Genomic DNA, 24,562 nt, shown 5'->3' with positions numbered 1-24,562 from the left:
CTCATCCTCCAAAAATCAGCGCGACTGCTTCAAATCCTTCAATCGCCGCTGCACTTCTACCGCCGTTGGTGCGACGGATCCCCAGAAAGTTCGATGGGCCACCCAAAAAAAACGGATCGCGCCGCCGCTTATCCTTTTCCGTTTGCACCAGACGGGTCGTAGCTGGTATCTGTACGCATAACCAGTATTCGCTCGCCATGGCCCTGTTTCCCTGTGACCACAAATCCCCTCGACGATCCGTTCTATTACTTGAACAACTTCATGCAAGTGCTTGATTGGCTTGAACATCGTTATGCCGATGTATTGAGTGTCGAGGAGCAATGCTTCATCCGTGAGTTCAATCGACTGCCCCGGGAACCCCGTGCGCTCCTGGTCCGGATGGTCATGCGCAAGGGCGTTCACTTCCGGGCGAGCAAACTGCATTACGTCGAGATCGGCGACATTGCCATGGCCGCGGAGCCGTTGTTGGCCCAGGGTTGGATCGATGAGCAGGCGCCGCTGCCGCTCGACGTGGTGTTCGAGGCGTTGCTCAAGGCCGAAATCCTTCAATGTTTTGGTGCCGCCATCGATCAGCCCAAAGGGAAAAAGTCCGACTGGCTGCCTGCATTGAGCGAACGGTTTCCCGAGGTTCAACCCTTCAATCAGTGGTGCGCGCCACTGAATGATCGGTTGTTCAGCCTGACTATCATGGGCTTGTGTGATCGCCTGCGCCTGATGTTTTTCGGCAACCTTTACCAGGACTGGTCGGAGTTCGTGCTTGCCGACCTTGGCATTTTTACCTATGAAAAAGTCGAGTTCTGCGCCGAATCCCGCGGCTTGCGCAGTCGCGAGGACGTGGACGCCTGCCTGTTTCTCCATGACTGTCAGCAGCAGTTCGAGGCCGGTGAAGCGGTGGAGGCGGTTGTCGAGCAGATCAACGGGCTGGCGCTGAGCAATCCCTGGCTGCAAAAACGGCGCAGCAAATTGCTGTTCCAGATCGGTCAGCACTGCGAGCGCGTGGCGGATTTCGCCAATGCCCTGGGCATATACCGCGAGTGCGCCTGGCCTGGCGCACGGTCGCGATTGATTCGTGTGCTGGAGCGCTGCGGCGAGTATCAGTTGGCCATGGACCTGGCCGTTGCTGCCGGGCAATCGCCGGAAAGCGCCGCCGAACAACAGCAATTACTGCGAGTGGTGCCCAGGCTGCGGCGCAAACTCGGCGGGCCGGCAGTGAAACGACCCTCTCCACGGGAAATGCAGCGTCTCGATCTGCAACTGCCCAGAACCGACCCGACGCTGTCGGTGGAGTTTTACGTTCAGGCGCATCTGGCGGAGGATTCGGCGCCGGTGCATTACGTCGAAAACAGCCTGATCAATTCATTGTTCGGGTTGCTGTGCTGGCCGGCAATCTTTGCGCCGTTACCGGGGGCGTTTTTCCACCCGTTCCAGCGCGGGCCGGCGGATTTGCTCAATGAAGACTTCCAGGCGCGCCGGGCCGACCTGTTTCAGGCCTGCCTCGCCGAGCTGGATGACGGACGTTACCGCCAGACCATCCGTGAGCGCTACGCCGCCAAGTGGGGCGTGCAGTCGCCTTTCGTGTTCTGGGGCGCGTTGAGCGAACCACTGCTTGAACAGGCCCTCGATTGCCTGCCCGCCGAGCACCTCAAACACTGGTTCAACCGCCTGCTGCTGGACATCAAGGCCAATCGCGCCGGCATGCCGGACCTGATTCAGTTCTGGCCGCAGCACAAGACCTACCGCATGATCGAAGTCAAAGGCCCGGGTGATCGCCTGCAGGACAACCAGTTGCGCTGGCTCGAGTTCTGCCATGAACACCAGATGCCGATTGCTGTTTGCTACGTGCAGTGGGCGGAGCAGGGCGCTTGAGCTACAGCATCGCGGTGCGGGCGTTGTGTGAATTCACCGCCAAGGTCGGGGACCTCGACCTGCGCTTCACGCCCTCGCCGACGGCACTGGAGGGGATCGTCGGCCACCGTACGGTGGCGTCCCGGCGTAGCGAGGGTTACCAGAGTGAGGTCGCGCTTGAAGGTCTGTACCAGACGTTGAAGGTCAAGGGCAGGGCGGACGGCTACGACCCGGCGCAAAACTGCCTGGAAGAAGTCAAAACCTATCGCGGGGACTTGAGCAAACAGCCGGCTAACCATCGTCAACTGCATTGGGCGCAGGCCAAGGTCTATGGCTGGTTGATGTGCCAGAAACTGGGCCTGGCACAGATCAACCTGGCGCTGGTGTATTTCGACATCGTCAGCGAAAAGGAAACCTGTCTGGTCGAGGCCTTCAGCGCTGGAGAATTGCAGGAGTTCTTCGAGCAGCATTGCCGACTGTTCCTGCATTGGGCCGAACAGGAAATGGCCCATCGCGAGGCGCGCAACGGCGCGGCGCAGCAACTGGCGTTTCCCCACGCAGGCTTTCGTCCGGGCCAACGGCATTTGGCCGAGTCGGTGTTCAAGGCGGTCAGCATCGGCCGGTGCCTGATGGCGCAGGCGCCGACCGGCATCGGCAAGACGCTTGGCACGCTGTTTCCGATGCTCAAGGCGCTGGCGCCGCAGCAACTGGACAAGGTGTTCTTTCTTACGGCAAAAACGCCGGGGCGCAAACTGGCGCTCGATGCTGCGCAGGTGATCCTCGACAGCGCGGATGCGCCGCCGCTGCGGGTTCTGGAGATGATCGCCCGGGACAAGGCCTGCGAACATCCGGACAAAGCCTGCCACGGCGAATCCTGCCCATTGGCCCAAGGCTTCTATGATCGCTTGCCGGCCGCGCGCCAGGCCGCCAGCGAGCTGTCACTGTTGAACCAGAATGCCTTGCGCGAGGTGGCCGTGAAACATGCGGTGTGCCCGTATTACCTGAGCCAGGAAATGGCACGCTGGTCAGACGTGGTGGTCGCCGACTACAACTATTATTTCGATTTCAGTGCGCTGCTGTTCGGGCTGGCCCAGGCCAATAACTGGAAAGTTGCGGTGCTGGTGGACGAAGCCCACAACCTTGTGGAGCGCGGCCGGCAGATGTACAGCGCCAGTCTCGACCAGTCGGCCCTCAACGGCGTGCGTAAAACCGCGCCCGAGCCGTTGAAAAAATCCCTGCAACGGGTCAATCGTGAGTGGAACGCCCTGCATAACCTGCAACTTGGTGCGTATCAGGCCTACGATAAGCCTCCGGAAAAATTGCTTCAGGCGCTGTCCTCGTGCAGTGCGAGCATTGGCGATTACCTCAATGATCACCCGCAGGGCCTGGACAGTGCATTGCAGACGTTTTATTTCGACATGCTGCAATTCTGCCGCGTTGCCGAACTCTTCGATGAACAGTTTCTGTTCGACATCAGCAAGCGGGACCTCGAGCGCAAAAAGTCGCTCTCGCAACTGTGCCTGCGCAACGTGGTGCCTGCCGGTTTCATCCGCCCGCGCCTGACGGCCGCACGCAGTACCGTGCTGTTTTCCGCGACGTTGAGCCCGCGTCATTACTATGGGGATCTCCTCGGGACGCCGGCGAACACGGTGTGGATCGATGTCGAATCACCGTTTCACGCTGACCAGTTGAAGGTCCATATCGTCAATCAGATATCCACGCGGTTCGTTCATCGGCAATCGTCCCTGGCGCCGATCGTCGAGCTGATTGCCCGGCAGTTCAGTCAACGCCCCGGCAACTACCTGGCGTTTTTCAGCAGCTTCGATTACTTGCAGCAAGTGGCGCAGTTGCTGGCCGAAAAACACCCGCACATCACTGTGTGGGCGCAATCGCGGGGCATGGGAGAAGCCCGGCGACAGGATTTTCTCGATCAATTCACCGCGCACAGCCAGGGAGTCGGCTTCGCTGTGCTGGGCGGGGCATTTGGCGAAGGCATCGACTTGCCCGGCGCGCGGCTGATCGGTGCATTTATCGCCACCTTGGGCCTGGCGCAACTCAACCCGGTCAATGAACAGTTGAAACATCGCATGGCCGCGATTTTCGGTGCCGGTTACGACTACACCTACCTGTTTCCCGGCGTGCAGAAAGTGGTGCAGGCCGCAGGGCGAGTGATCCGCACCCAGCAGGATGAGGGGGTGGTGATGTTGATCGATGACCGGTTTGGCGACAGCAAGGTCAAGCAACTGCTGCCGCGCTGGTGGTCGGTTGCTCCGGCGATTTCGCTCTCGGCGGAGTAGGATTTTTTACCTTAAAAAACATCGACATACCTTGAAAAACACAGACATTTGAACAAGTGGCGAATGCCCGCTTTATTCATAGAGGCAATCATCACTTTCAAGCCAGTCTTTGATAAGGAAATCAAGGTATGTCAGCAGCACCGAACTATACGTACACCCAAGAGCAGGTCACGGCCGCATTCGATGAAATAAAAGCGACGCTGTTCAGCGGCATTACGGCCGAGGCAACCCCGAAAATGCTGATCGTTGCCGGCCTGCAGGGATCTGGCAAAACGTATCTGCTTGAAAAAAGTCTTCTGCCTTCGGGCCGCTACAAAAACTACGTGCGCCTGTACCTGCCCGAATACCGGAAAAAACACCCTCACTACACCGAGATGATCAAGCTTGGCGTTCTGCATGCGTATGAGCATACAGAGGCGTTTGTACGTGAGGTCAGCGCGATGATCTTTACGCAGGCATTTGTCGGCAAATACAACATCGTCATGGAGTGCGCATTCGACAGCCTCGATTTCGCGTCTTTTCCGCCGACGGCAACTGCCGCCGGTTATCAATTCGAGACTCATATCGTTGGCTGCACCCAAGAGTTCGCTCATGTGTCGAGCATCAAGAGAGCACTCAACAGCCTCGAAAACCAGGAAATGGAAAGATTTCTGACGGGATCAACACTGGCTGCCAGCATGGGGTATGCACAAGCGATCATCCTGGCCATCGAGACAGCTTCAAAGGCGATCAGCGGTTCGCAAATCACTGTGTACGAACGCGGATTCGGCGTGTTGAAAGAACGGGCGATACGGGCTCAGAGCACTTACACCGTGGATGCCGACGGTTCGCTGACCAAAACGACAACCCTGAGGCATTTTGAGCACATCGTTTACTCGCGGATTATTGATAACCCTGTTTTTGCGGTGAATGGTCACCACGAAATCATCAAGGAGTGCCATCTGGCGCTGCTCAAGATCGCGGGTCATACCCAGCAGGTTCCGAGTTTCGTATACAACGATTTGTATGCCTGCATTGTCAGATACACAAACCGATAAGACTTTGCGTCGAGCGGGGCATTTCGGCTTTCCAAACCCCGGGTTTGTCGCATACTCCTCAAAAAACAATCACGACGTGAGGGCTCAATGAACGAAGATCGAGGCAAAGCCAGCACCATCGAGGACGGGCGCTTTCGCCTGTTGATCGATGCGGTGATTGACTATGCGATCTACATGATTGATCCCGACGGCATCATTACCAGTTGGAATGCCGGCGCTCGACGTTTCAAAGGGTATGAAGAAGCGGAAATCCTCGGCCAGCATTTTTCGCGGTTCTACACCGAGGAGGACCGTCTCAAGGGGATGCCCCAACGAGCCCTGGACACCGCCATTCGGGAAGGGCGATTCGAGGGGGAAGGCTGGCGGGTGCGCAAGGACGGTACGCATTTCTGGTGCCATGTGGTGATCGATCCGATCCTCGATTCGACGGGCAAGTTGCTGGGGTTTGCCAAGATCACCCGGGACCTGACCGACCGCAAAATGGCTGAAGAAGTGCTCAAGCAAAGCGAACAGCAGTTCCGGCTGCTGGTGCAAAGTGTCACGGACTACGCCATCTACATGCTCGACGCTGACGGACGGCTGACCAACTGGAACCCTGGTGCCCAGCGCATCAAGGGTTACTTGCCCGAAGAAGTGATCGGTCAGCATTTTTCGATGTTTTACACCCCGGAAGACCGCGCAGCCGGCGAACCGAAGCGCACGCTGGACATTGCCATCCGTGAGGGGCGATTCGAGAACAAAGGCTGGCGAGTGCGCAAGGACGGCACGCGGTTCCTGGCGCATGTCGTGGTCGATCCGATCTGGGGCGATACCGGGACGTTGCTCGGTTTCGCCAAGATCACCCGGGATATTACTGAAGCGACCCGCGCTCAGCAGGCGCTCGAACAAACCCGTGAGGCGCTTTTCCAGGCGCAGAAAATGCAAGCCATCGGGCAATTGAGCGGGGGGATTGCCCATGACTTCAACAATTTGTTGACGGTGATCCTTGGCAATCTGGAAATCGTGCGCAAGCGAATCGGGGACGATTCGAAGATCACCCGATTGCTGGACAACGCCACTCAAGGCGCCTTGCGCGGAGTGGCGCTGACCCAGCGCATGCTGGCCTTTGCCAGGCGACAGGAACTGAAGACCGAGTCCGTCGAGATACCGACGCTGGTGGAGGGCATCACCGGCCTGTTGCGCAGTTCCCTCGGGCCCTCCGTAGTCCTCGAAACCCGTTTTACGGAAACAATCGAGCCTGTTTGGGCCGACAAAAACCAGCTCGAACTGGCAGTCCTGAACCTGGCGACCAATGCCCGCGACGCCATGCCCCATGGTGGCAAGCTCCTGATCAGCGCGCGCCCTGAAGACGCCGGCGATCACTCCTCGCTCACGCCAATGACAGGTCGTTATGTTTGCCTGAGCATCAATGACACCGGGGAGGGCATGGACGACGCCACACTCGCCGTGGCGATGGACCCGTTCTTCACCACCAAAGGGGTCGGCAAAGGTACGGGGCTGGGATTGTCGATGGTGCATGGCTTCATCGAACAATTGGGCGGGCGATTCATTCTAAAGAGCCAGAAAGGCAAGGGCACCACGGCCGAACTGTGGATTCCCGTCGCCACGCAAGGTTCGATCGCCAAACCTGCCCAGGAGGAAGCCGCACCGCCGGTGCCTCGTCTGTGCGTGCTGGTGGTGGATGACGACAGCCTGGTGCTGACCAGTACCTGTCTGTTGCTCGAAGATCTGGGCCATCAGGTGATCAGTGCGGTATCCGGGGCTCAAGCGCTGACAGTGCTCGACAGCGAACAGGTCATCGACCTGGTCATTACCGACATGGCCATGCCGCAAATGAACGGTGCGCAACTGGCGCAGGCGATCCGAAGCATCAGGCCCGACCTGCCGATCATCCTCGCCACCGGTTACGCCGAGCGGCTGGAAGGCTTTGCGACCAGGCTCCCACGCCTGTCCAAACCATTCACGCAACTCAACCTGGTGGAAATCATCGCCTCGACATTACGGTAATAAACCGCCCGGCTCTTCAAGCGTACGCGCTTATTCTCCCGCGCCCGTAGGAGCCGGCTTGCTGGCGATTGGCCCCTGAGCCCTGCGCTGACCTTTCGGACGTCATCGCCGGCAAGCCAGCTCCTACAAGGTACGAGGTGGCTGGCATGGATGTGTGCCGCGACAAATTCCTGTAGGAGCCGGCTTGCCGGCGATTGGCCCCTGAGCCCTGCGCTGACCTTTCGGACGTCATCGCCGGCAAGCCAGCTCCTACAAGGTGCGAGGTGGCTGGCAGTGATGTGTGTCGCGACAAATTCCTGTAGGAGCCGGCTTGCCGGCGATTGGCCCCTGAGCCCTGCGCTGACCTTGCGGACGTCATCGCTAGCAAGCCAGCTCCTACAAGGCACGAGGTGGCTGGCATGGATGTGTGCCGCGACAAATTCCTGTAGGAGCCGGCTTGCCGGCGATTGGCCCTTGAACCGTGCGGTGATCATGCGGACGTCATCGCCAGCAAGCCGGCTCCTACAAGGTGCGATGTGGCTGGCAGTAATGTGTGCCGCGACAAAATCCTGTAGGAGCCGGCTTGCTGGCGATTGGCCCTTGAACCCTGCGGTGACCTTGCGGATGTCATCGCCGGCAAGGGGGGCTTGTTAGCGGTCGCGCAAACTGCGCTCCATCCGTGCGATGCCTTCCTCCAGCAACGCACGCGGGCAGCCGAAGTTCAGGCGCACGAACTGTTGGCTGTCATCGCCGAAATCCAGGCCAGGACTAAGCCCGACCTTCGCCTTTTCAAGGAAGAATTGCTGCGGGTTCTCCAACCCCAGCGCCGAGCAGTCGAGCCAGGCCAGGTAGGTACTCTGAGGCACATTCATGCTGATGCCGGGCAAGCGCGTGCGAACGGCATCCACCAGATAATCGCGGTTTCTTTGCAGGTAGTCCTTGAGCGCGGCCAGCCACGGCGCACCTTCGGTGTAAGCAACACGTGTCGCTTCCATGCCCAGCGGATTGACGCTGTCGACCATGCCGCAGCGCGCATGGTTGACGCGCTCGCGCAGGGCGCGGTCCTGAATGATCATGAACGAAGTCTTCAGGCCAGCGATGTTGTAGGCCTTGCTCGCCGACATCAGCGTGATGGTGCGCCGGGCGATTTCCGGGCTCAACGAGGCGGTTGGAATGTGTTGGCGGCCATCGAAGCACAGTTCGGCATGGATTTCGTCGGAAATGATCCAGGCGCCCTGCGCCACGCAGATATCGGCCACCGCTTGCAGTTCTTCCCTTGGGAACGCTTTGCCCAACGGGTTGTGCGGATTGCTCAGCAGCAGAGCACCGCCGCCTTCCAGCGACTGGCGCAAGGCCTGAAGCGGCGTGGCGTACGTGCCATCAGCCATCGCCTCGAAATTCAGTTCAACCTTGTTCAGCCCCCAATGCCCCGGTGCATGACGCAGCGGTGGGTAGTTGGGCGTTTGCACCACGACATTCTGTTGCGGCTGGACCAGCGCATTCAGGGCCATGTTGAAACCCGATTCCACGCCCGGCAGGAAAACCAGCTCCTGCGGCTCGACGCGCCAGGCGTACTTGTTCCAGAGGTCGGTCACGATGGCATTGCGCAAGTCATCCTGCGCTACGCTGTAGCCGAGCAACGGGTGTTCCAGACGTTTTTGCAGGGCCTGGATGATCACCGGTGGCGCGGCAAAATCCATGTCGGCAACCCACATCGGCAATACGTCGGCCGGGTAGCGGCTCCACTTGGTACTGCCGGTGTTGTGGCGGTCGAACACCTGATCAAAATCGAAGGTCATGCTCATTCTCATACAAGGCAGGGTTGTTTTCGGCGGTCATGATAAACGCCAACCCCTGTGGGAGCGAGCCTGCTTGAGAGTGCGAGCACGCCGGCTGACCATTATCAGAAACGGCCGAAACTCAGCGGGTACTCGATAACGACATAAACCCTGTCGATATCATCGCCCGCCTGGGCGCTGTTGGCCCGGTGCGAGACATGGGACAGTTGCAGCGACAAGCCCTTGGCCGATCCAGACTGCACGATGTAACGCAAGTCGATGTCTCGCTCCCAATGCCGTCCATCATTACCTTGCAGCGGCCTGTACGCACCGACCGACTCATCGAGCGGGTTGTAGGCGCCGCCCTTGGGGGCGTGCGTACCGTCGATCTGGCTGCCTGTGACATAACGGGTCATGAATTTCAGCCCGGGAATGCCATAGAGGCCCAGATCAAGGTCGTAGCGAGCTTGCCAGGACTGCTCGTGGGCACCGTTGAAGTCGGCGTATTTGATCGAGTTGGCGAGGTAGATCGAGTCGCCACCGACGAAGTCGAACGGGGTATCGCCGTTGACCTTTTGATAGGCCAACGTGAAGGCATGGGCATCGACAGTGTATTTGCCTGACAGGCTGAACGCTGTGTTGTCGATAGCACCGGCCAGCGCCTGGCCTTTGTCCTGCGTGCGATAGAGATTGGCGTCGAGGAACCAGCCGGACTGTTTCAGGTGCAGATTGGCGTAGTACTGATGCCAGGTGTCGGTCAGCTCTGAAGCATAGAGGGCCGCGCCGAACGGACTTTGCGTAAACAGGTCGGCACCCAGAATAGAAATGCCGCCCGCTTCAGTGTTGGCGCCGTAGCCGTAAAAGTTGTCCTTGCCCGAAGCACCGTCCTGATTCTTGAACGCCGTGAAGTGGCCGGCGATCAGATTCATTCCCTCAATCTCGTGGCTGTTCACCAGAAAACCGCTGGCGTACTCGGGTTGCAGGCGTTTATCCGCGGTGTCGAACACTGGGGTTTCGACCATCATTTCACCGAAGGCCAACGTGGTTTTCGATGCCTTGATTTTCAACGCGCCGCCAGCACTGGAATAGTTGTCTTCGCTGCGACCGTCGCTGTCCAGCGGCAATAATCCTGTCCCGGAATGGCCCTTGCCACCGTCCAGTTTCAATCCTAGAAACCCGTGGGCATCGAGTCCGAATCCGAGGGTGCCGGGGGTGAAACCGGATTCAAAAGAGCTGATAAAGCCCTGAGCCCATTCGGCTTTGTAGCTTTTGCCTGCCGGCGTCGGGGATCGATAGTCGTTGTTGAGATAGAAATTTCGGCTCAGCACTTCAAGCTTCGCGCCGGCCAGCAAGCCCTGCGATTCATCTGCCAGGACCATGCCTGATAACAGCGCCGGCAAACACAGGCACAACCCGCGACTGAGGTCTCGTGAGGAAAACGTCATCGATCAGTCCACCGCGAAGGGAAGCGGCTCCGGAACCCCGGAGCCGCGTTGTTACTTAATGACCTTCGGAGGCGCCGAACATGGTCTTGGCGTAGATCAGGCCCAGACCGTAAGAACCGCCGTTGGCAATCGAGGTTTTCACGGTTTCGTCGTAGGTCTCGGTACGTGCCCAGTCGCGCTGCAATTCAAGCAGGTATTGCAACGAAGTCATCGGCCGCGCGCCGATCTGGATCATGCGCTGCATCGCCATTTCATGGGCTTCGGTGGTGACGTCGCCACAGGCGTCGGCAATCACGTACACCTCAAAACCCTGGTCGATGGCCGACAGCGCCGGGCCGACGATGCAAACGGAGGTCCACAGGCCGGCGAGGACGATTTTCTGTTTGCCGAACTTATTCACTTCAACGGCAATGCGCTCGTCTTCCCAGGTGTTCATGCTGGTGCGGTCAATGACGTTGTGTTCCGGGAACACCGATTTGATTTCGTCGAAGATCGGGCCGGAGAAGCTCTTTTCGGCAACGGTGGTGAGGATGGTCGAGACCTTGAAGCCGCGCGCCGCCTTGGCCACCAGCGCGGCATTGTTGCGCAGGGTCACGGCGTCGATCGACTTGGTCGCAAAGGACATTTGCGACTGGTGATCGATCATGATCAGCGTGTGGTCGGTTGGGGTCAGCAGGGTTTTGCCGGGTACTGCTTTTGCGATAGCCATGGCGATGTCCTTACGGGGTGAGTGAGGAGGCCATGGTGGCGTAGAGTCGGACGGGGATATTGAACCGATGTGCTGTGTTTTGACTTTCTTGCGGGGGAGGCTAGCCAGTTCCTACAGGATCGGGGTGTACGCCCCCCCCCTGTAGGAGCCGGCTTGCTGGCGAAACAATGGTGGCCGTTATACCGCCTTACCAGATCGGCAACGTGTAACTGACGATCAACCGGTTTTCATCCAGATCACTGCCAAAATTTGTCGAGCGCACTGTCGCATTGCGCCATTTCACTCCGACGTTTTTCAGCGGTCCGCTCTGCACGACATACCCGATATCGGTATCGCGCTCCCATTCCTTGCCTTCAGGGCGGTTGTTACCCAGGTCTATATCGGTACCGTTGATGTAGCGGGTCATGAACGTCAGGCCGGGAATGCCGAGGGCGGCAAAGTTGTAGTCGTAACGGGCCTGCCAGGATTTTTCGTCCTTGCTGGCAAAGTCGCCGATCTGGACGAAGTTCACCAGGAACGCATCGGTGCCATTGATGTAGGCATACCCGGTGTCGCCGCTCATGCCTTGATAGCCCAGGCCGAACGCATGCCCACCGAAGTTGTAGGTGAACATGGCGCCAATTGCCTTGTTGTCGACATTACTGCCGCCATCATCGATGGAGCGTGCGAACCGCAGATCAGTCTTCAACGATTGACCGACGGTGACCGGCAACACGTAGGTCAGGTTGACCAGGTGCTGGCTGTAGAAATTGTCGAGGTGGCCGTAGCTATAACCAGTGGCGAGGTTACTGGTCCATTTGTAGTTCAGGCTGGCGAAATCGAAGCTGTCGCTGTCCAAATGGCGGCTGGTGATGCCCTTGGCGCCGGTTCGGGTGATGCCCATGTCCTCATAGTCCGAGGAGTCGCGCTGGTTGACCTGCGTCAGCCGTCCGGTATCCACGGTCAGGCCTTCGACTTCCAGCGAAGTCAGCTGGCCGCCCTTGAAGGTTTGCGGCAACAGCCGTGAATCGTTGGCCAATACCGTCGGCAGCTTGGGCAGCAATGTGCCCAGTTTCAATGTGCTTTTGGACGCACGCAGTTTGGCGGTCAGGCCCAGTTCACCGTATTCGTCCTGCGCGCCTTTGCGCGTGTCGCGATGGCGCTGGAGCACGCCGGAGCCGGCGCGATCCGGGCTGGAGTCGAGTTTGACGCCTACCAGGCCGATCGCATCGAAACCGACCCCGATCAGCCCCTCGGTAAAGCCGGATTCGTAGCGCAACAGGAAGCCCTGCGCCCATTCCTCCTGTTTCGATTGCGCCGCGTTGGTCTGACGATAGTCACGGTTGAAGTAGAAGTTGCGTAGCTCAAGGCTGGCCTTGCTGTCCTTGATAAAGTCAGCAGCGGCGGGGGCCGAGAGGCTGATGACGCCGCCGGCCAGCAACAGTCGTGTAGCGAGAGTGCGGGTGTTGCGATCCATGTGAAGCCCCTTTGTTTTTATTATGAAATGACGGCTTGCGCGACCCTCGCCAACCGGGCGAGGGCTTACCAAGAAAAAACGCGAGCGCCGAAAAGAGAGGAGCGTGGCGCCGCGTGCGGTTCAATCGTTAGAACTGCTCGGCGCTCAGACCGAACAACGAGGCACTGCCGGCGCGAATCGATTGTTCGAGGCTCAAAATGCGCGGCAGCAGGCGATGGAAGTAGAAGTCGGCGGTGGCGATCTTCGCACCGTAAAAGCCTTCGTCGTCGCTTAGCTTTTGCCGGGCAACCTGCGCCATGCGCGCCCACAGCCAGGCGTAGGCCACATACCCGAACAGGTGCAAATACTCCACGGAAGCGGCGCCGACTTCGTTGCGGTTGGTCGCTGCCCGGTCCTGCAACCAGTCGCTCAGGTCTTCCAGGCGCTGCACGGCATCGAACAGTTGCGCGCTGTAGGGCGCGTCAGGCTGGTGGGCGAAATGCCGAATCTGGCCGGTGAACTGACGCAACGCGAAACCGTTATCGGCCAGCACTTTGCGCCCGAGCAGGTCCAGCGCCTGAATACCGTTGGTGCCTTCGTAGATCTGCGCGATGCGCACGTCGCGGACCAATTGTTCCTGGCCCCATTCGCGGATGTAGCCATGGCCGCCGAACACTTGCTGGCCGTTGATGCAGCTCTCCAGACCGGTGTCGGTGAAGAAGGCCTTGGCAATCGGCGTCAGCAGCGCGACCAGGCTCTGGGCGCTCTCGCGTTCTTGCGCATCGTCGGAGAACTTCGCCAGATCGAGCTGCTGTCCGACATAACTGGCGAACGCGCGGCCACCTTCAGTCATGGCTTTCATGCTGAGCAGCATGCGGCGTACATCGGGGTGGACGATGATCGGATCGGCGACTTTGTCCGCGGCCACGGTGCCGGTCGGGGCGCGGCTCTGAATGCGTTCACGGGCGTAGGCCACCGCACTCTGATAGGACGCTTCGGCGCAGCCAATGCCCTGAATACCGATGGACAGGCGTTCGTAGTTCATCATGGTGAACATCGCTGCGAGGCCTTTGTTGGCTTCGCCCACCAGCCAGCCGCTGGCACCGTCGAAATTCATCACACAGGTGGCCGAGGCCTTGATGCCCATCTTGTGTTCGATCGAACCGCAACTTACGGCGTTGGCCGCGCCAAGGGAACCGTCGGCATTGACCAGCACTTTGGGCACCACAAACAGCGAGATGCCTTTTGGTCCGGCCGGCGCGTCGGGCAGTTTTGCCAACACCAGATGGACGATGTTTTCGGTCAGGTCCTGATCGCCGCCGGTGATGAATATCTTGCTGCCGCTGATGCTGAAACTGCCATCCGCCCGAGGTTCGGCGCGGGTGCGGATGATCCCCAGGTCGGTGCCGGCATGGGCTTCGGTCAGGCACATGGAGCCGGCCCAGCGACCTTCATACATCGGCGGCAGGTACAGGTCTTTCAAGGTGTCGCTGGCGTGGGCATCCAGCGCCAGGCACGCACCGGAACTCAATGCCGAATACAGCGCGAAACTGGAATTAGCGCCGTAGAGCATTTCTTCAAACTGCACGGTGAGCATTTTCGGCATGCCCATGCCGCCGTACTCGGGATTACCGGACAGGCCGACCCAGCCACCCTCGATGTACGTGGCATAAGCCTGTTTGAAGCCGATGGGCGTGGTCACCTGACCTTCATGCCACTGTGCGCCTTCTTCGTCGCCGCTGCGGTTCAAGGGTGCGATCAGGTGCGCGGTGACTTTTCCCGCTTCCTCAAGGATTGCGTCGGCGATGCCGGCATCGATGTTGTCAGCCAGGGCAGGCAGGCGTGCCCACAGGGCCGGGGCGTCGAACACCTCATGCAGGACGAAGCGCAGATCGCGCAGGGGGGCTTTGAATTCGGGCATAACGTGAACCTCGACAGGACGGTTGTGCACGGCGCCGCAACCGGGCGCCGTGCCTTTCAATCAATGACTGGAAGCGCTGGCAGCACCGAGACCGGTCTGGGCGCGCACGAACTGGTCGGCGTAGGCGTCACGTTCCTTGTCGGCCCGCACACTGCGGTCGAGTCGGGACACGACGACAATCACCAGGAACGCCAGCGGCATGGAAAACAGTGCCGGGTGGTCGTACGGGAAGATGGCGTGAGCATGACCGAGCACGGTCACCCACACGGCCGGGGACAGGATCACTAGCACCAGCGCGCAGATCAGGCCGGCAAAACCGCCGATGATCGCGCCTTTGGTGGTCAGGCCTTTCCAGTACATGGCCATGATCAGTACCGGGAAGTTGGTCGAGGCGGCGATGCCGAAGGTCAGGCCGACCAGGAACGCGACGTTCATCTTCTCGAACAGAATGCCCAGCAGAATCGCGATGATGCCCAGGCCTACGGTGGCCATGCGGGTGACGCGCATTTCCTGTTTCTGGGTGGCGTTGCCTTTCTTGAAGACGGTGGCGTAGAGGTCGTGGGAAATCGCCGACGCACCGGCCAGGGCCAGCCCGGAGACCACAGCAAGGATGGTGGCGAACGCCACGGCCGAGAGGAACCCGAGGAACAGGTTGCCGCCTACCGCTTTGGCCAAGTGCATCGCGACCATGTTGCCGCCGCCAATCAAGGCGCCGCCCACTTCACCGTTGACGTAGTACTGCGGATCGGTGCCGATGATCACCATCGCGGCGAAGCCCAGGGTGCAGACCACGAGGAAGAAGAAACCGATGAAACCGGTGGCGTAGAACACCGATTTACGCGCTTCCCTGGCGTTGGGTACGGTGAAGAAGCGCATCAGAATGTGCGGCAGACCGGCAATGCCGAATACCAGGCCGAGAGACATTGACGCGGTGTTGATCGGGTCGGCGAGCATGGAGCCGGGGCCCATGATATTCCAGCCGCTGGCATGCGCTTCGACCGCTTTGGTGGCCAGGGTTTCGTAGCTGAAACCGAACTGCGACATGGCCATGCCCGCGAGAGTCGTGCCGCCGGCCAGCAGCAACACAGCCTTGATGATTTGCACCCAGGTCGTTGCGATCATGCCGCCGAAGATCACATACACCAGCATCAACGCGCCGACGATCACCACCGCTACCGGGTAGTCGAGGCCGAACAGCAATTTGATTAACTGGCCGGCACCGACCATCTGCACGATCAGGTAGCAACACACCACCGTCAACGAACCGAATGCAGCGAAGATCCGCACTTTGTTCTGGTCCAGTCGGTAGGAGACGATGTCGGCAAAGGTGTAGCGCCCCAGATTGCGCAGCCGCTCGGCCATCAGGAAGGTGATGATCGGCCAACCGACAAAGAAGCCGATGGTGTAGATGAAACCGTCGTAACCCTTGGCGAACACCAGGCTGGACAGCCCCAGCAGCGTAGCGGCGGACATGTAGTCGCCGGCAATCGCCAAGCCGTTCTGAAACCCGGTAATGCCACCGCCGGCAGTGTAGAAGTCCGAGGTGGATTTGGTCTGGCGCGCGGCCCACCAGGTGATGGCCAGCGTGCCGAGGACGAACACGAAGAACATGCCGATCGCATGCAGGTTCAGCGGTTGTTTTTCGATGGCACCCAACGCGGGTGCAGCGAATACAACGGAGGTCGGCAACAGGCAGGCTGCGGCGAGGATGAGTTTACGCATCACTTGCTCTCCTCAAGAATGGCCGAACCCAGCGCATCGAAGCGCGTGTTGGCGCTGTAGACGTACCAACCGGTCAGCAACCAGGAAAAAACAATGATCGCCGCGCCAACCGGCATGCCGAGGGTCAACATCCGGTGCTCGCCGAGCGGCGCGTGCAGCCATTGCGGGGCAAACGCCACCACGAACATGAACAGGTAATAAGTGCCCAGCACCGCAGCACTCAACGACCAGGCCAGGCGCGAGCGACTGCTGACCAGTTGCAGGAATTTCGGGTTGGTCCGAATACGTTCACAGCGTTGGGTATCGGTTGCATGGATGTCGATCATGATGCGCTCCACATTGTTGTTGTTATCGGTGTGTGGGGGCAGGGCAGGCCGAATTCGGCCTGCACGAGCCCGAGGCGGCAGGTAAGAGACCTGCCGCCTGATAGGTGAAACGTCGGTGAGGGTTAGAGGGCCTTGGCCCTGTCGCGCAGCACGTACTTCTGGATCTTGCCGGTGGATGTCTTCGGCAGCAGGGTGAAAATCACCGTGCGCGGGACTTTGAAACCGGCCAGATGCTCGCGGCAGAAACTGATGATGTCGGCCTCGCGAACGTCCTGGTGATCAGCCTTCAAGGTGATGAAGGCGCAGGGCGTTTCGCCCCATTTTTCATCGGGGCGGGCGACCACGGCGGCTTCCATCACCCCCGGATGGCGATAGAGCACGCCTTCGAGTTCGATGGTAGAAATGTTCTCGCCACCGGAAATGATGATGTCTTTGAGGCGGTCTTTGATCTCGACATAACCGTCGGGGTGACACACCGCCAGGTCGCCAGTGTGAAACCAGCCACCCTCGAATGCTTCGGCGGTGGCCGTCGGGTTTTTCAGGTAGCCCTTCATCACGGTGTTGCCGCGCATGAACACTTCACCGATGGTCTGGCCATCGCGCGGGGTCGGTTCCAGCGTCTTCGAATCGCCGACCATCACACCTTCGAGCGTCGGGTAGCGCACGCCCTGACGGGATTTGATCTGCGCCCGTTCTTCCAGTGGCAGTTCGTCCCATTCGGCATGCCAGGCGCAGAGGGTCACCGGACCATAGGTTTCCGTCAGGCCGTAGACGTGGGTGACCTTGATGCCCATTTCCTCCACGGCGCCGATGACTTTGGCCGGCGGCGCAGCACCGGCGACCATGGCGTTGACCGGGTGATCGATGGCCGCCTTCGCCGATTCCGGCATGTTGACCAGCGCGTTGAGCACGATCGGCGCGCCGCACAGGTGCGTGACCTGATGTTCGCGAATCAGCGTGAGGATTTTCTGCGGATCGACCCGGCGCAGGAACACGTGAACACCGGCGAGCGCGGTGATGGTCCACGGGTAGCACCAGCCGTTGCAATGGAACATCGGCAGGGTCCAGAGGTACACCGGATGGTTGCCCATGGCCCAGGTCATCTGGTTGCCCAAGGCATTCAAATAAGCGCCGCGGTGGTGATAGACCACGCCTTTCGGATTGCCGGTGGTGCCGGAGGTGTAGTTCAGCGAGATGGCTTGCCACTCGTTGGCTGGCCATTGCCAGGCGAACGCCGGGTCGCCTTCCGCCAGCAACGCTTCATAGTCCAGATCGCTGACGGCCTGGCCTTCACCGTATTCCGGGTCGTTGACGTCGATGACCAGAGGCGGGTGATCAAGCATGCCGATAGCGGCGTGAATCACGTTATGGAACTCGCGGTCGGTGATCAGCACCTTGGCCTCGCCATGCTGGAGCATGAACGCAATGGCTTCAGCATCCAGGCGCACGTTGAGCGGGTTGAGCACGGCGCCGATCATCGGCACGCCAAAATGCACTTCCAGCATTTCCGGGATATTGGGCAGCATCACCGCCACGGTGTCGTCTTTGCCGATGCCGCGACCAGCCAGCGCCGAGGCCAGGCGTCGGCAACGGGTGTAGGTCTGCGCCCAGGTACGGCGAATCGAGCCGTGGATGACGGCGGGGTAGTCGGGGTAAACATTGGCCGTGCGCTCAAGGAAGCTGAGCGGAGACAAGGCGATGTGATTGACAGCCGAAGGGCCTAGCCCTTGTTCATAGATCGACATGTGCGGTACTCGGTGGCTGATTGTTAGCTCTATCGGTGGCCTTTCAGCGTCGCCGCTGAGGTCACCTTTATATGTCCGGTGTGCTTTATATAACAATCCTCCATCGATATGGAAGTACAACCTATGGCGTATGGTATATGTACTATATTTGATTCGTGCTGAACTAAATGACTACCGTTAAATCGCCAAGGCCGGTATATCCTTGGCTTCCCCAACGAAGCGGACCCGTGATGACCCTGACTCCCGTTCGATTGCACAGCTGGTTGCGCCTGCAGCGTGAGGCCGTGCCTCTGGCCGCCCGGGCCGATGCGTTGTGCCGGGCCTTGCAGGATTGCCCTGAGGTGCGTCGCGCGGTTTACCTGAGCTGGCAACCCCAGGCGCGGATCTACAGCCATGAAGGTGCCGCCCAGCATTTTCCCCCGGGCCAGGGCGACCCTTCGCTGGCCAGCGATCAGTTGCTGTTCGAGCGTTTGCTGGAAGCCGGGCGCCTCGACCTGGCGCAAGTGCGGCAACTGGATTGCTGGTTGGCCGGTCGACTGCGCCGCGCCGCCATCAGCCATGGCCAAGTGTTCGATCTGGCGTTGACGCCTGGGCAGGCCGGGTTGTTGCTGGTGGAAGTCTGCGAAGGCGTGAGTTTCGATTGGCTGGGGTGGGTGCAGGATTTGCTCACGACTTTGCTCAGCAGCGTCAACGGCATGCTGCGTGGCTCGCCACTGTTGGGCCACGATCCGCAACCGAGCCTGTTGCTCGACGCGCAGGGACGGCCGCAGGAATTCAACGCGGCGTTGCTGGCGTTGCTGGCGGAAAAGCCGCTGAGCGACGTATTCGGTTTTCTGCCGGTCAACCATCGGGTACTGGTGCGCGCTTGCCTGGACCAGCAGCGTGCCATTGAAGGGGTCGAAGCCCAGCTCGAAACGCAGATTCTGATCTGGACATTCATTCCCGATCCCCAGGACAACCGTGTGCTCGCCCGTTGCCGCGACGCCACCGCGCAAGTGCTGGCCGAGCGCGAAGCGGCTCAGGCGCGGCGGTTGTACCGGCTGATCATCGAGAACACCACCGACTTGATTTCCCGTCACACACCCGACGGCTGTTTTCTCGATGCCTCCCCCGCGTCATGGACGTTGCTCGGCTATTGGCCGGAAGAACTGCGCGGGCAAATGGCCCAGGGCCTGTTCCATGGCCAGGACCTGGCAAGCCTGGTGCAGCGTGCCCGCGATGCGCTGGAGCAGGACGGTTATCACACCATGACCTATCGCATTCGCCATCGGAACGGGCATTACCTGTGGTTCGAAACCGCCAGTCGGGCGATTCGTGAAACCTATACCGGCACGGTGGTCGAGGTGGTCAGCGTCTCCCGGGACATTACTGCCAGAGTGCAGGCCGAAGAGAACAAGCGGCGCCTGGCCGAAGTCGTCGAGGTCAACACCGATCCGGTGCTGTTTATCGACCCCGAGGGGCAGGTCACTTACCTCAACCCGGCGGCACGCCGCATCCTCGGCATAGGCGAGCAACAGCCGATGCCGGTCCTGGCACAACTGTTCGCCAGCGCAGACCTGACGCGTCTGCAACGTGACGGCTGGAGCGGCGCCGAGCGCGACGGCGTCTGGAGCACCGATGCGCGCTTGCATCCACCGGGCGGTGGCGCGTCGGTGCCGGTGTCGCTGGTGCTGTTGGCGCATCGTTCGGCCGGTGGCGAGCGCTACTATTCACTGGTGGCGCGGGACATGACCGAACGTGAACTGCGCGAAGTGCAGCAGCGCCGCCATCAGGATGAACTGGCGCACACCGCGCGCCTGGTCACCCTCGGTGAACTGGCCTCGGGCATCGCCCACGAAATCAATCAGCCGCTGGCCGCGGTGGTCAATTACGCCAACGCCAGCCAGCGTTATTTGCAGACCGTGGATTCCAATCCCCAGGCGGCCGCCCGGGTTGCGCAAGGGCTGGAACGCATCACCCATCACGCCACGCACGCCTCGGAAGTGATCCGCCGTTTGCGCGCGTTTCTGCGCAAAGGCCAGCGCCGCATGCAGGCGCTGAACGTCACCGATGTCGCCCGCGAAGCCGTGCGTTTGTGTGCCTGGGAAGCGAGTAATTGCCAAGTGACAATCGAGGATCGTCTGCCGGATAATCTGCCGCCCGTTTATGCCGATCGAGTGTTGCTGGAACAAGTCCTGCTCAATCTGTTGCGCAATGCCATCGATGCCAACCGCGAACAACATCCCGGCCAGCCCTCGCTGATTATGATGACCGCCGGGCAGGGCAGTGCCGCCACCGTGGACATCACGGTGCAGGACCAGGGGCCCGGCGTGAGCGAGCCCGAACTGGAGCAGATTTTTACCCCGTTCTATACCAGCAAGGCCGATGGCCTGGGGCTCGGTTTGTCCATGAGCCGCAGCATCATCGAAGGTTTCGGCGGCGAATTGCAGGCCCGCCGCCAACCGGTCGGGCTGCTGATGTGCTGTCGCTTGCCGCTTGCCGGTCCAACAAAACAACAACAGGAATAATGCAATGGCGGGTGTGACGGAGCACGTGGTGTATGTGGTCGATGACGATCAAGGCATGCTCGATTCAACGGTCTGGTTACTGGAATCAGTCGGCCTCAAGGCGTTGCCGTTTACCAGCGGTGTTGAGTTCCTCAATGCCTGCGATGCCAGCCTGGCAGCCTGTGTGCTGCTGGATGTACGCATGCCCGGCATGGGCGGCTTGAACGTGCAGGAAGAAATGCGATTGCGCGAACTGAACCTGCCAATCATCTTCGTCAGCGGTCACGCCGATGTGCCGATCGTGGTGCGTGCGTTCAAGGCCGGCGCTCACGACTTCATTGAAAAGCCCTACAACGAACAACTGCTGCTGGACAGCGTGCAACAGGCCCTGAGCACTTGCGCGACCCACCGTTCGGGTAATCAAGGGCATGAAGCGTTGCAGGCGCGTTTGCTCACGCTGACCCCACGGGAACGCGACGTCTTGTTGCCGCTGGTGCAGGGTTACACCACCCGCGAAATCGCCGAGCAACTGGGGGTGAGCGCAAAAACCGTCGACCTCTACCGCTCACGCGTGATGAAACGCATGCAGGCCAATACCCTGCCGGACCTGGTCGGCATGGCCATTGCCGCCGGAATGGTTGATCCATTGAAGTTGCGTTGAATCCACGCGTTTTCCGCCGAACGACTATGCTGGGCTAACCGATCCCGTACCGTTGCAGTGATCAGGAGGCCTCCATGGAGCCCACTTCGTTCTCCGAAAAAACGCTGACGCGCACGCTGCTCGATGTCCTTATCCGGGCTGGGTTGATCGCGGTTCTGGTGCTGTTCTGCTTTGAAATCTTCAGCCCGTTCCGTGACCTGATGCTGTGGTCGCTGATCCTGGCGATTACCCTTTACCCGTTGCAGGCGCGTCTGAAAGGGCCCTTGGGGCAGAATGACGGGCGCATTGCGACGCTGATTATCCTGATCGCCATCGTCATCCTGGTGTTGCCGATTTACTTTCTGGGCACCTCGATAGCCGACTCGGTCGACCGTGTGATGGAAGTGGTCAAGGGCGGCGACTTTCACCTGCCACCCCCCGCCGAATCCATTGCCAGTTGGCCATTGGTGGGGCAGCCGCTGTTTGACTTGTGGCTTGAAGCCTCAACCAATCTTCCCGACCTGACCGCCAAATACCTCCCGCAGATCAAGCACTTCAGCCTGTCCCTTTTGAGCAAATTGGCCGGCGTCGGCATGGGCTTCCTGACCTTCATTTTCGCCTTGATCATCGCCGGTATTTTCATGGCCTATGGCGAGAGCTGCAGTCGCAGCGCGGTGCAGATTGCCTCGCGGGTCAGCGACCCGGCCAAAGGACCGAAAATTGCCGCGCTGTGCACCGCAACGATCCGTGCGGTCGCGCTGGGCGTGGTCGGGATCGCGTTCATCCAGATGCTGCTGGTGGGGCTCGGGTTTGTCTTCAAGGGCATTCCCGGCGCCGGTTTGCTGGCCCTTGGGGTGCTGTTGCTCGGCATCATGCAATTGCCGGCGACGCTGATCACGGTTCCGGTGATTGCCTTTGTGTTCGCCACCGAAGGCGCCAACACTGTGACGATCGTGTTTGCCATCTTCGTCTTCGTTGCCGGCCTGGTGGACAACGTGCTCAAACCGCTGCTGCTGGGGCGCGGTGTTGATGTGCCGATGCCGGTGGTGCTGATCGGCGCGCTTGGCGGGATGGTCACGAGCGGCATCATCGGGTTGTTCATCGGTCCGGTGGTGCTGGCGGTCGGGTATCAATTATTCTGGCAATGGGTTCGGGATCAGCCTTCGGAGGGAGGAGGGCCGCCACTATGAATGCACCGGGTGATGAACTGCTCAATAGCGTACTGATCGCCCATGGTGGTCTGGAGCGCTGGAGCAGTTTCAACCAGGTACGCGCCACTATCGTGACCGGGGGCTCGCTCTGGGCCATGAAAGGGCTGACCCAGGACAGCGCGCCACGGCAGATGACCGTCTGGCTGCATGAGCAGCGGGCCTCGGTGACGCCCTTTGGTGGGGCCGACCAATTCACCGCCTACACCCCGAATCGAATCGCCATCGAAAATACCGCCGGCAAGGTAATCGCCGAGCGATCGAAACCCAGAGAATCCTTTCGCGACCATGGGGAAAACAGTCCCTGGGATCCCCTGCACCGAGCGTACTTCAACGGTTACGCGCTTTGGTCGTACCTGACCATGCCTTTCCAGTTCACCTGGCCGGGTGTCGTGACCGAGGAAGTCGAGCCCTGGCACGAGGGCTCGGAGCGCTGGCGTCGTTTGCGGGTGACCTTCCCCGAGACAATCGCCACGCACTGCGCGGTGCAGGATTTCTACTTCGGTGCAGACTTTCTGTTACGTCGTCACGACTACAACGTGGATGTCAGCGGTGGCCTGGCTGCCGCGCAGTACGTTCATGGCTATGTTGAAACCGACGGCTTGCGCATGCCCGGCAAGCGGCGCGCCTATCGACGCAAGGCCGACGGCCAGGCGGATGAGCACGCCTTGCTGGTGGCGATCGATCTCAGCGACATCGGCTATTCGTAATGCACTGCGGAGGAATGAATCATGACCCTGCATGCCTGGGAAAAACTCTATCTCGATGACCTGAGTCTGGGTCAGGAGTTTGAAAGCGACCCTGTTCGCGTCCATCAGGAAGCGATGTTGGCGTTTGCTCGCGAATACGACCCGCAACCTTTCCATTTGAGTGCCGAAGAGGCCGAGTTGAGTCTGTTCGGCGGTCTGGCGGCCAGCGGTTGGAACACTGCGGCCCTGACCATGAAGATGCTGGTGGCCAGCGTCCCCCTGGCGGACGGCATCATTGGCCTGGGCATCGAGCTGAGCTGGCCGACACCGACTTATCCGGATGACGTGTTACGCCTGTTCAGCAAGGTGCAGGCCATTGAACCGTCGGCCTCCAAACCGGATCGGGGCGTGGTGACGCTGTTCATGGAAACGCTGAATCAGAATGACAAGGTGGTGCAGCGTGCAACCGGGAAGCTGCTGGTGTTCAGAAAACCCCCAGAGGATTGAAGCGCTGCCGGCGTTCGCCATTTCTCGACGTCGCTGACGACAGATCCCCAAACAAGCTGCCCGGGGGCCGCGGTCCGGCAAAGGAACCGCGGCGACCGATCAATCAGGCGGCAGGCAGCAGGCCTTTCTGTTTGGCGACATGAGTCGCCATTGCGTCCATCAAATCCGGGGACAGGCAGTCATAGGGCTCCAGGCCGATAGAGCGCAGGCGCTCACGGATGGCTTTCATTTGCGCTGGTGGTGTGCCGGTTTCGATGATGGAGGACACGAACGCCGCGAAGCCTGGCGCAGCCCATCCTCGTTGGGGAGAGAGCTCGGTGTGGACGAAGTCCAGGCCATAAAACGGATGGTCCTTGTTCTCGATGCGCCCAAAGAGATGGGCGTGGCACTGCTTGCAGGCATGGCGCTGGATGGTGGCTTTTTCGTCGACAATGGCCAGTTTTTCGCCGTGGGCAGTGACGCTGACCTTGTCCCGAGGCACCACGGCAATGACGGCGAATATCGCGTTTTGCGGTTTCCAGCATTTGCTGCAGCCGCACGCGTGGTTATGCAGGGTTTGCGCGTCGATCCGGACCTCGACTTTGTCGTTCGCACACAGGCATTGCAGGGTGCCTCCGGTGAAATTCGCGTCGGCGGGTTGGATACCATTGTCCAGGGCAGGATGAAGTTTCAAGGTACTCACGTTGGCGTCTCCCTTTGAGTGGGCCAGACAAACAGCGGCAGGGTGTGAGTGACGAAAGCTCGCCATTTAAATCCTAGACTATCTTCGGTAACCGGGTGCGCCCC

General features: G+C 60.0%; 19 protein-coding genes. 9 read left to right on the top strand and 10 right to left on the bottom strand.

What is annotated here, in order from left to right; translation table 11 throughout:
• Position 1: 1 nt before the first annotated feature.
• On the bottom strand, positions 2-199 hold the full coding sequence (locus tag KGB27_RS02160; RefSeq protein ID WP_223552944.1) for a hypothetical protein: 198 nt from the start codon (positions 197-199) through the stop codon (positions 2-4).
• Between the two features lie 14 nt (positions 200-213).
• Between KGB27_RS02160 and KGB27_RS02155 the strand changes: the two genes are divergently transcribed.
• From KGB27_RS02155 to KGB27_RS02140, 4 genes are all read left to right on the top strand, one after another.
• The gene (locus KGB27_RS02155; RefSeq protein WP_411736693.1) at positions 214-1,866 is read left to right on the top strand and encodes a VRR-NUC domain-containing protein; all 1,653 of its coding nucleotides are present in this window, start codon (positions 214-216) and stop codon (positions 1,864-1,866) included.
• Entirely contained in the window at positions 1,863-4,142 is a 2,280-nt protein-coding gene (locus tag KGB27_RS02150; RefSeq protein ID WP_223552943.1) for an ATP-dependent DNA helicase, read from the top strand. Before KGB27_RS02155 ends, KGB27_RS02150 begins: the two co-directional genes overlap by 4 nt.
• Before the next feature lie 128 nt (positions 4,143-4,270).
• Positions 4,271-5,179, top strand: a complete 909-nt coding sequence (locus KGB27_RS02145; protein ID WP_223552942.1) for a zeta toxin family protein — start codon at positions 4,271-4,273, stop codon at positions 5,177-5,179.
• A gap of 87 nt (positions 5,180-5,266) precedes the next feature.
• Positions 5,267-7,186 carry a PAS domain-containing sensor histidine kinase gene (locus tag KGB27_RS02140; protein WP_223552940.1) on the top strand — a complete coding sequence of 640 codons (1,920 nt, stop codon included), beginning with the start codon at positions 5,267-5,269 and terminating at the stop codon, positions 7,184-7,186.
• A gap of 629 nt (positions 7,187-7,815) precedes the next feature.
• On the opposite strand, the gene KGB27_RS02135 is transcribed toward KGB27_RS02140, so the two are convergent.
• From KGB27_RS02135 to KGB27_RS02100, 8 genes are all read right to left on the bottom strand, one after another.
• Positions 7,816-8,964 carry a MalY/PatB family protein gene (locus tag KGB27_RS02135; protein ID WP_008041480.1) on the bottom strand — a complete coding sequence of 383 codons (1,149 nt, stop codon included), beginning with the start codon at positions 8,962-8,964 and terminating at the stop codon, positions 7,816-7,818.
• 104 nt (positions 8,965-9,068) lie between these two features.
• On the bottom strand, positions 9,069-10,388 hold the full coding sequence (locus KGB27_RS02130; RefSeq protein ID WP_223552939.1) for an OprD family porin: 1,320 nt from the start codon (positions 10,386-10,388) through the stop codon (positions 9,069-9,071).
• A 55-nt stretch (positions 10,389-10,443) separates the two neighbouring features.
• Positions 10,444-11,097, bottom strand: coding sequence for a hydrolase (locus KGB27_RS02125; RefSeq protein WP_008041483.1), 654 nt, complete (start codon positions 11,095-11,097; stop codon positions 10,444-10,446).
• A 187-nt stretch (positions 11,098-11,284) separates the two neighbouring features.
• On the bottom strand, positions 11,285-12,553 hold the full coding sequence (locus KGB27_RS02120) for an OprD family porin (protein WP_223552938.1): 1,269 nt from the start codon (positions 12,551-12,553) through the stop codon (positions 11,285-11,287).
• Positions 12,554-12,680: 127 nt separating this feature from the next.
• On the bottom strand, positions 12,681-14,453 hold the full coding sequence (locus KGB27_RS02115) for an acyl-CoA dehydrogenase C-terminal domain-containing protein (RefSeq protein ID WP_223552935.1): 1,773 nt from the start codon (positions 14,451-14,453) through the stop codon (positions 12,681-12,683).
• A 60-nt stretch (positions 14,454-14,513) separates the two neighbouring features.
• Positions 14,514-16,175 carry a cation acetate symporter gene (locus KGB27_RS02110; RefSeq protein ID WP_008041486.1) on the bottom strand — a complete coding sequence of 554 codons (1,662 nt, stop codon included), beginning with the start codon at positions 16,173-16,175 and terminating at the stop codon, positions 14,514-14,516.
• Positions 16,175-16,501 (bottom strand): DUF485 domain-containing protein, encoded by a 327-nt coding sequence (locus tag KGB27_RS02105; RefSeq protein ID WP_008041492.1) that lies wholly within the window; start codon positions 16,499-16,501, stop codon positions 16,175-16,177. Before KGB27_RS02105 ends, KGB27_RS02110 begins: the two co-directional genes overlap by 1 nt.
• Positions 16,502-16,623: 122 nt before the next feature.
• Entirely contained in the window at positions 16,624-18,246 is a 1,623-nt protein-coding gene (locus tag KGB27_RS02100; RefSeq protein WP_008041494.1) for an acyl-CoA synthetase, read from the bottom strand.
• Positions 18,247-18,476: 230 nt separating this feature from the next.
• Between KGB27_RS02100 and KGB27_RS02095 the strand changes: the two genes are divergently transcribed.
• The 5 genes from KGB27_RS02095 to KGB27_RS02075 all read left to right on the top strand — a co-directional run bounded on the left by KGB27_RS02095 (position 18,477) and on the right by KGB27_RS02075 (position 23,776).
• Positions 18,477-20,753, top strand: a complete 2,277-nt coding sequence (locus tag KGB27_RS02095) for a PAS domain S-box protein (protein WP_223480014.1) — start codon at positions 18,477-18,479, stop codon at positions 20,751-20,753.
• Between the two features lie 4 nt (positions 20,754-20,757).
• A complete protein-coding gene (locus KGB27_RS02090; protein WP_008026356.1) occupies positions 20,758-21,393 on the top strand; it encodes a response regulator transcription factor in 636 nt (211 codons plus the stop codon).
• A 74-nt stretch (positions 21,394-21,467) separates the two neighbouring features.
• Complete coding sequence (locus KGB27_RS02085) at positions 21,468-22,562, top strand: AI-2E family transporter (protein WP_223552933.1); 1,095 nt, start codon at positions 21,468-21,470, stop codon at positions 22,560-22,562.
• Complete coding sequence (locus KGB27_RS02080; RefSeq protein ID WP_223434311.1) at positions 22,559-23,290, top strand: hypothetical protein; 732 nt, start codon at positions 22,559-22,561, stop codon at positions 23,288-23,290. Before KGB27_RS02085 ends, KGB27_RS02080 begins: the two co-directional genes overlap by 4 nt.
• A gap of 21 nt (positions 23,291-23,311) precedes the next feature.
• A complete protein-coding gene (locus KGB27_RS02075) occupies positions 23,312-23,776 on the top strand; it encodes a MaoC family dehydratase (protein ID WP_008026361.1) in 465 nt (154 codons plus the stop codon).
• 103 nt (positions 23,777-23,879) lie between these two features.
• Here the strand turns inward: KGB27_RS02075 and gfa are convergent, their stop codons facing one another.
• A complete protein-coding gene (gfa, locus tag KGB27_RS02070) occupies positions 23,880-24,458 on the bottom strand; it encodes an S-(hydroxymethyl)glutathione synthase (protein ID WP_192227174.1) in 579 nt (192 codons plus the stop codon).
• Positions 24,459-24,562: the final 104 nt, after the last annotated feature.

Origin of the sequence: Pseudomonas sp. BF-R-01, from assembly GCF_019946615.1 — a bacterium.
Taxonomy (GTDB): domain Bacteria; phylum Pseudomonadota; class Gammaproteobacteria; order Pseudomonadales; family Pseudomonadaceae; genus Aquipseudomonas; species Aquipseudomonas migulae.
This window is presented reverse-complemented; position numbering and strand designations above follow the sequence as displayed.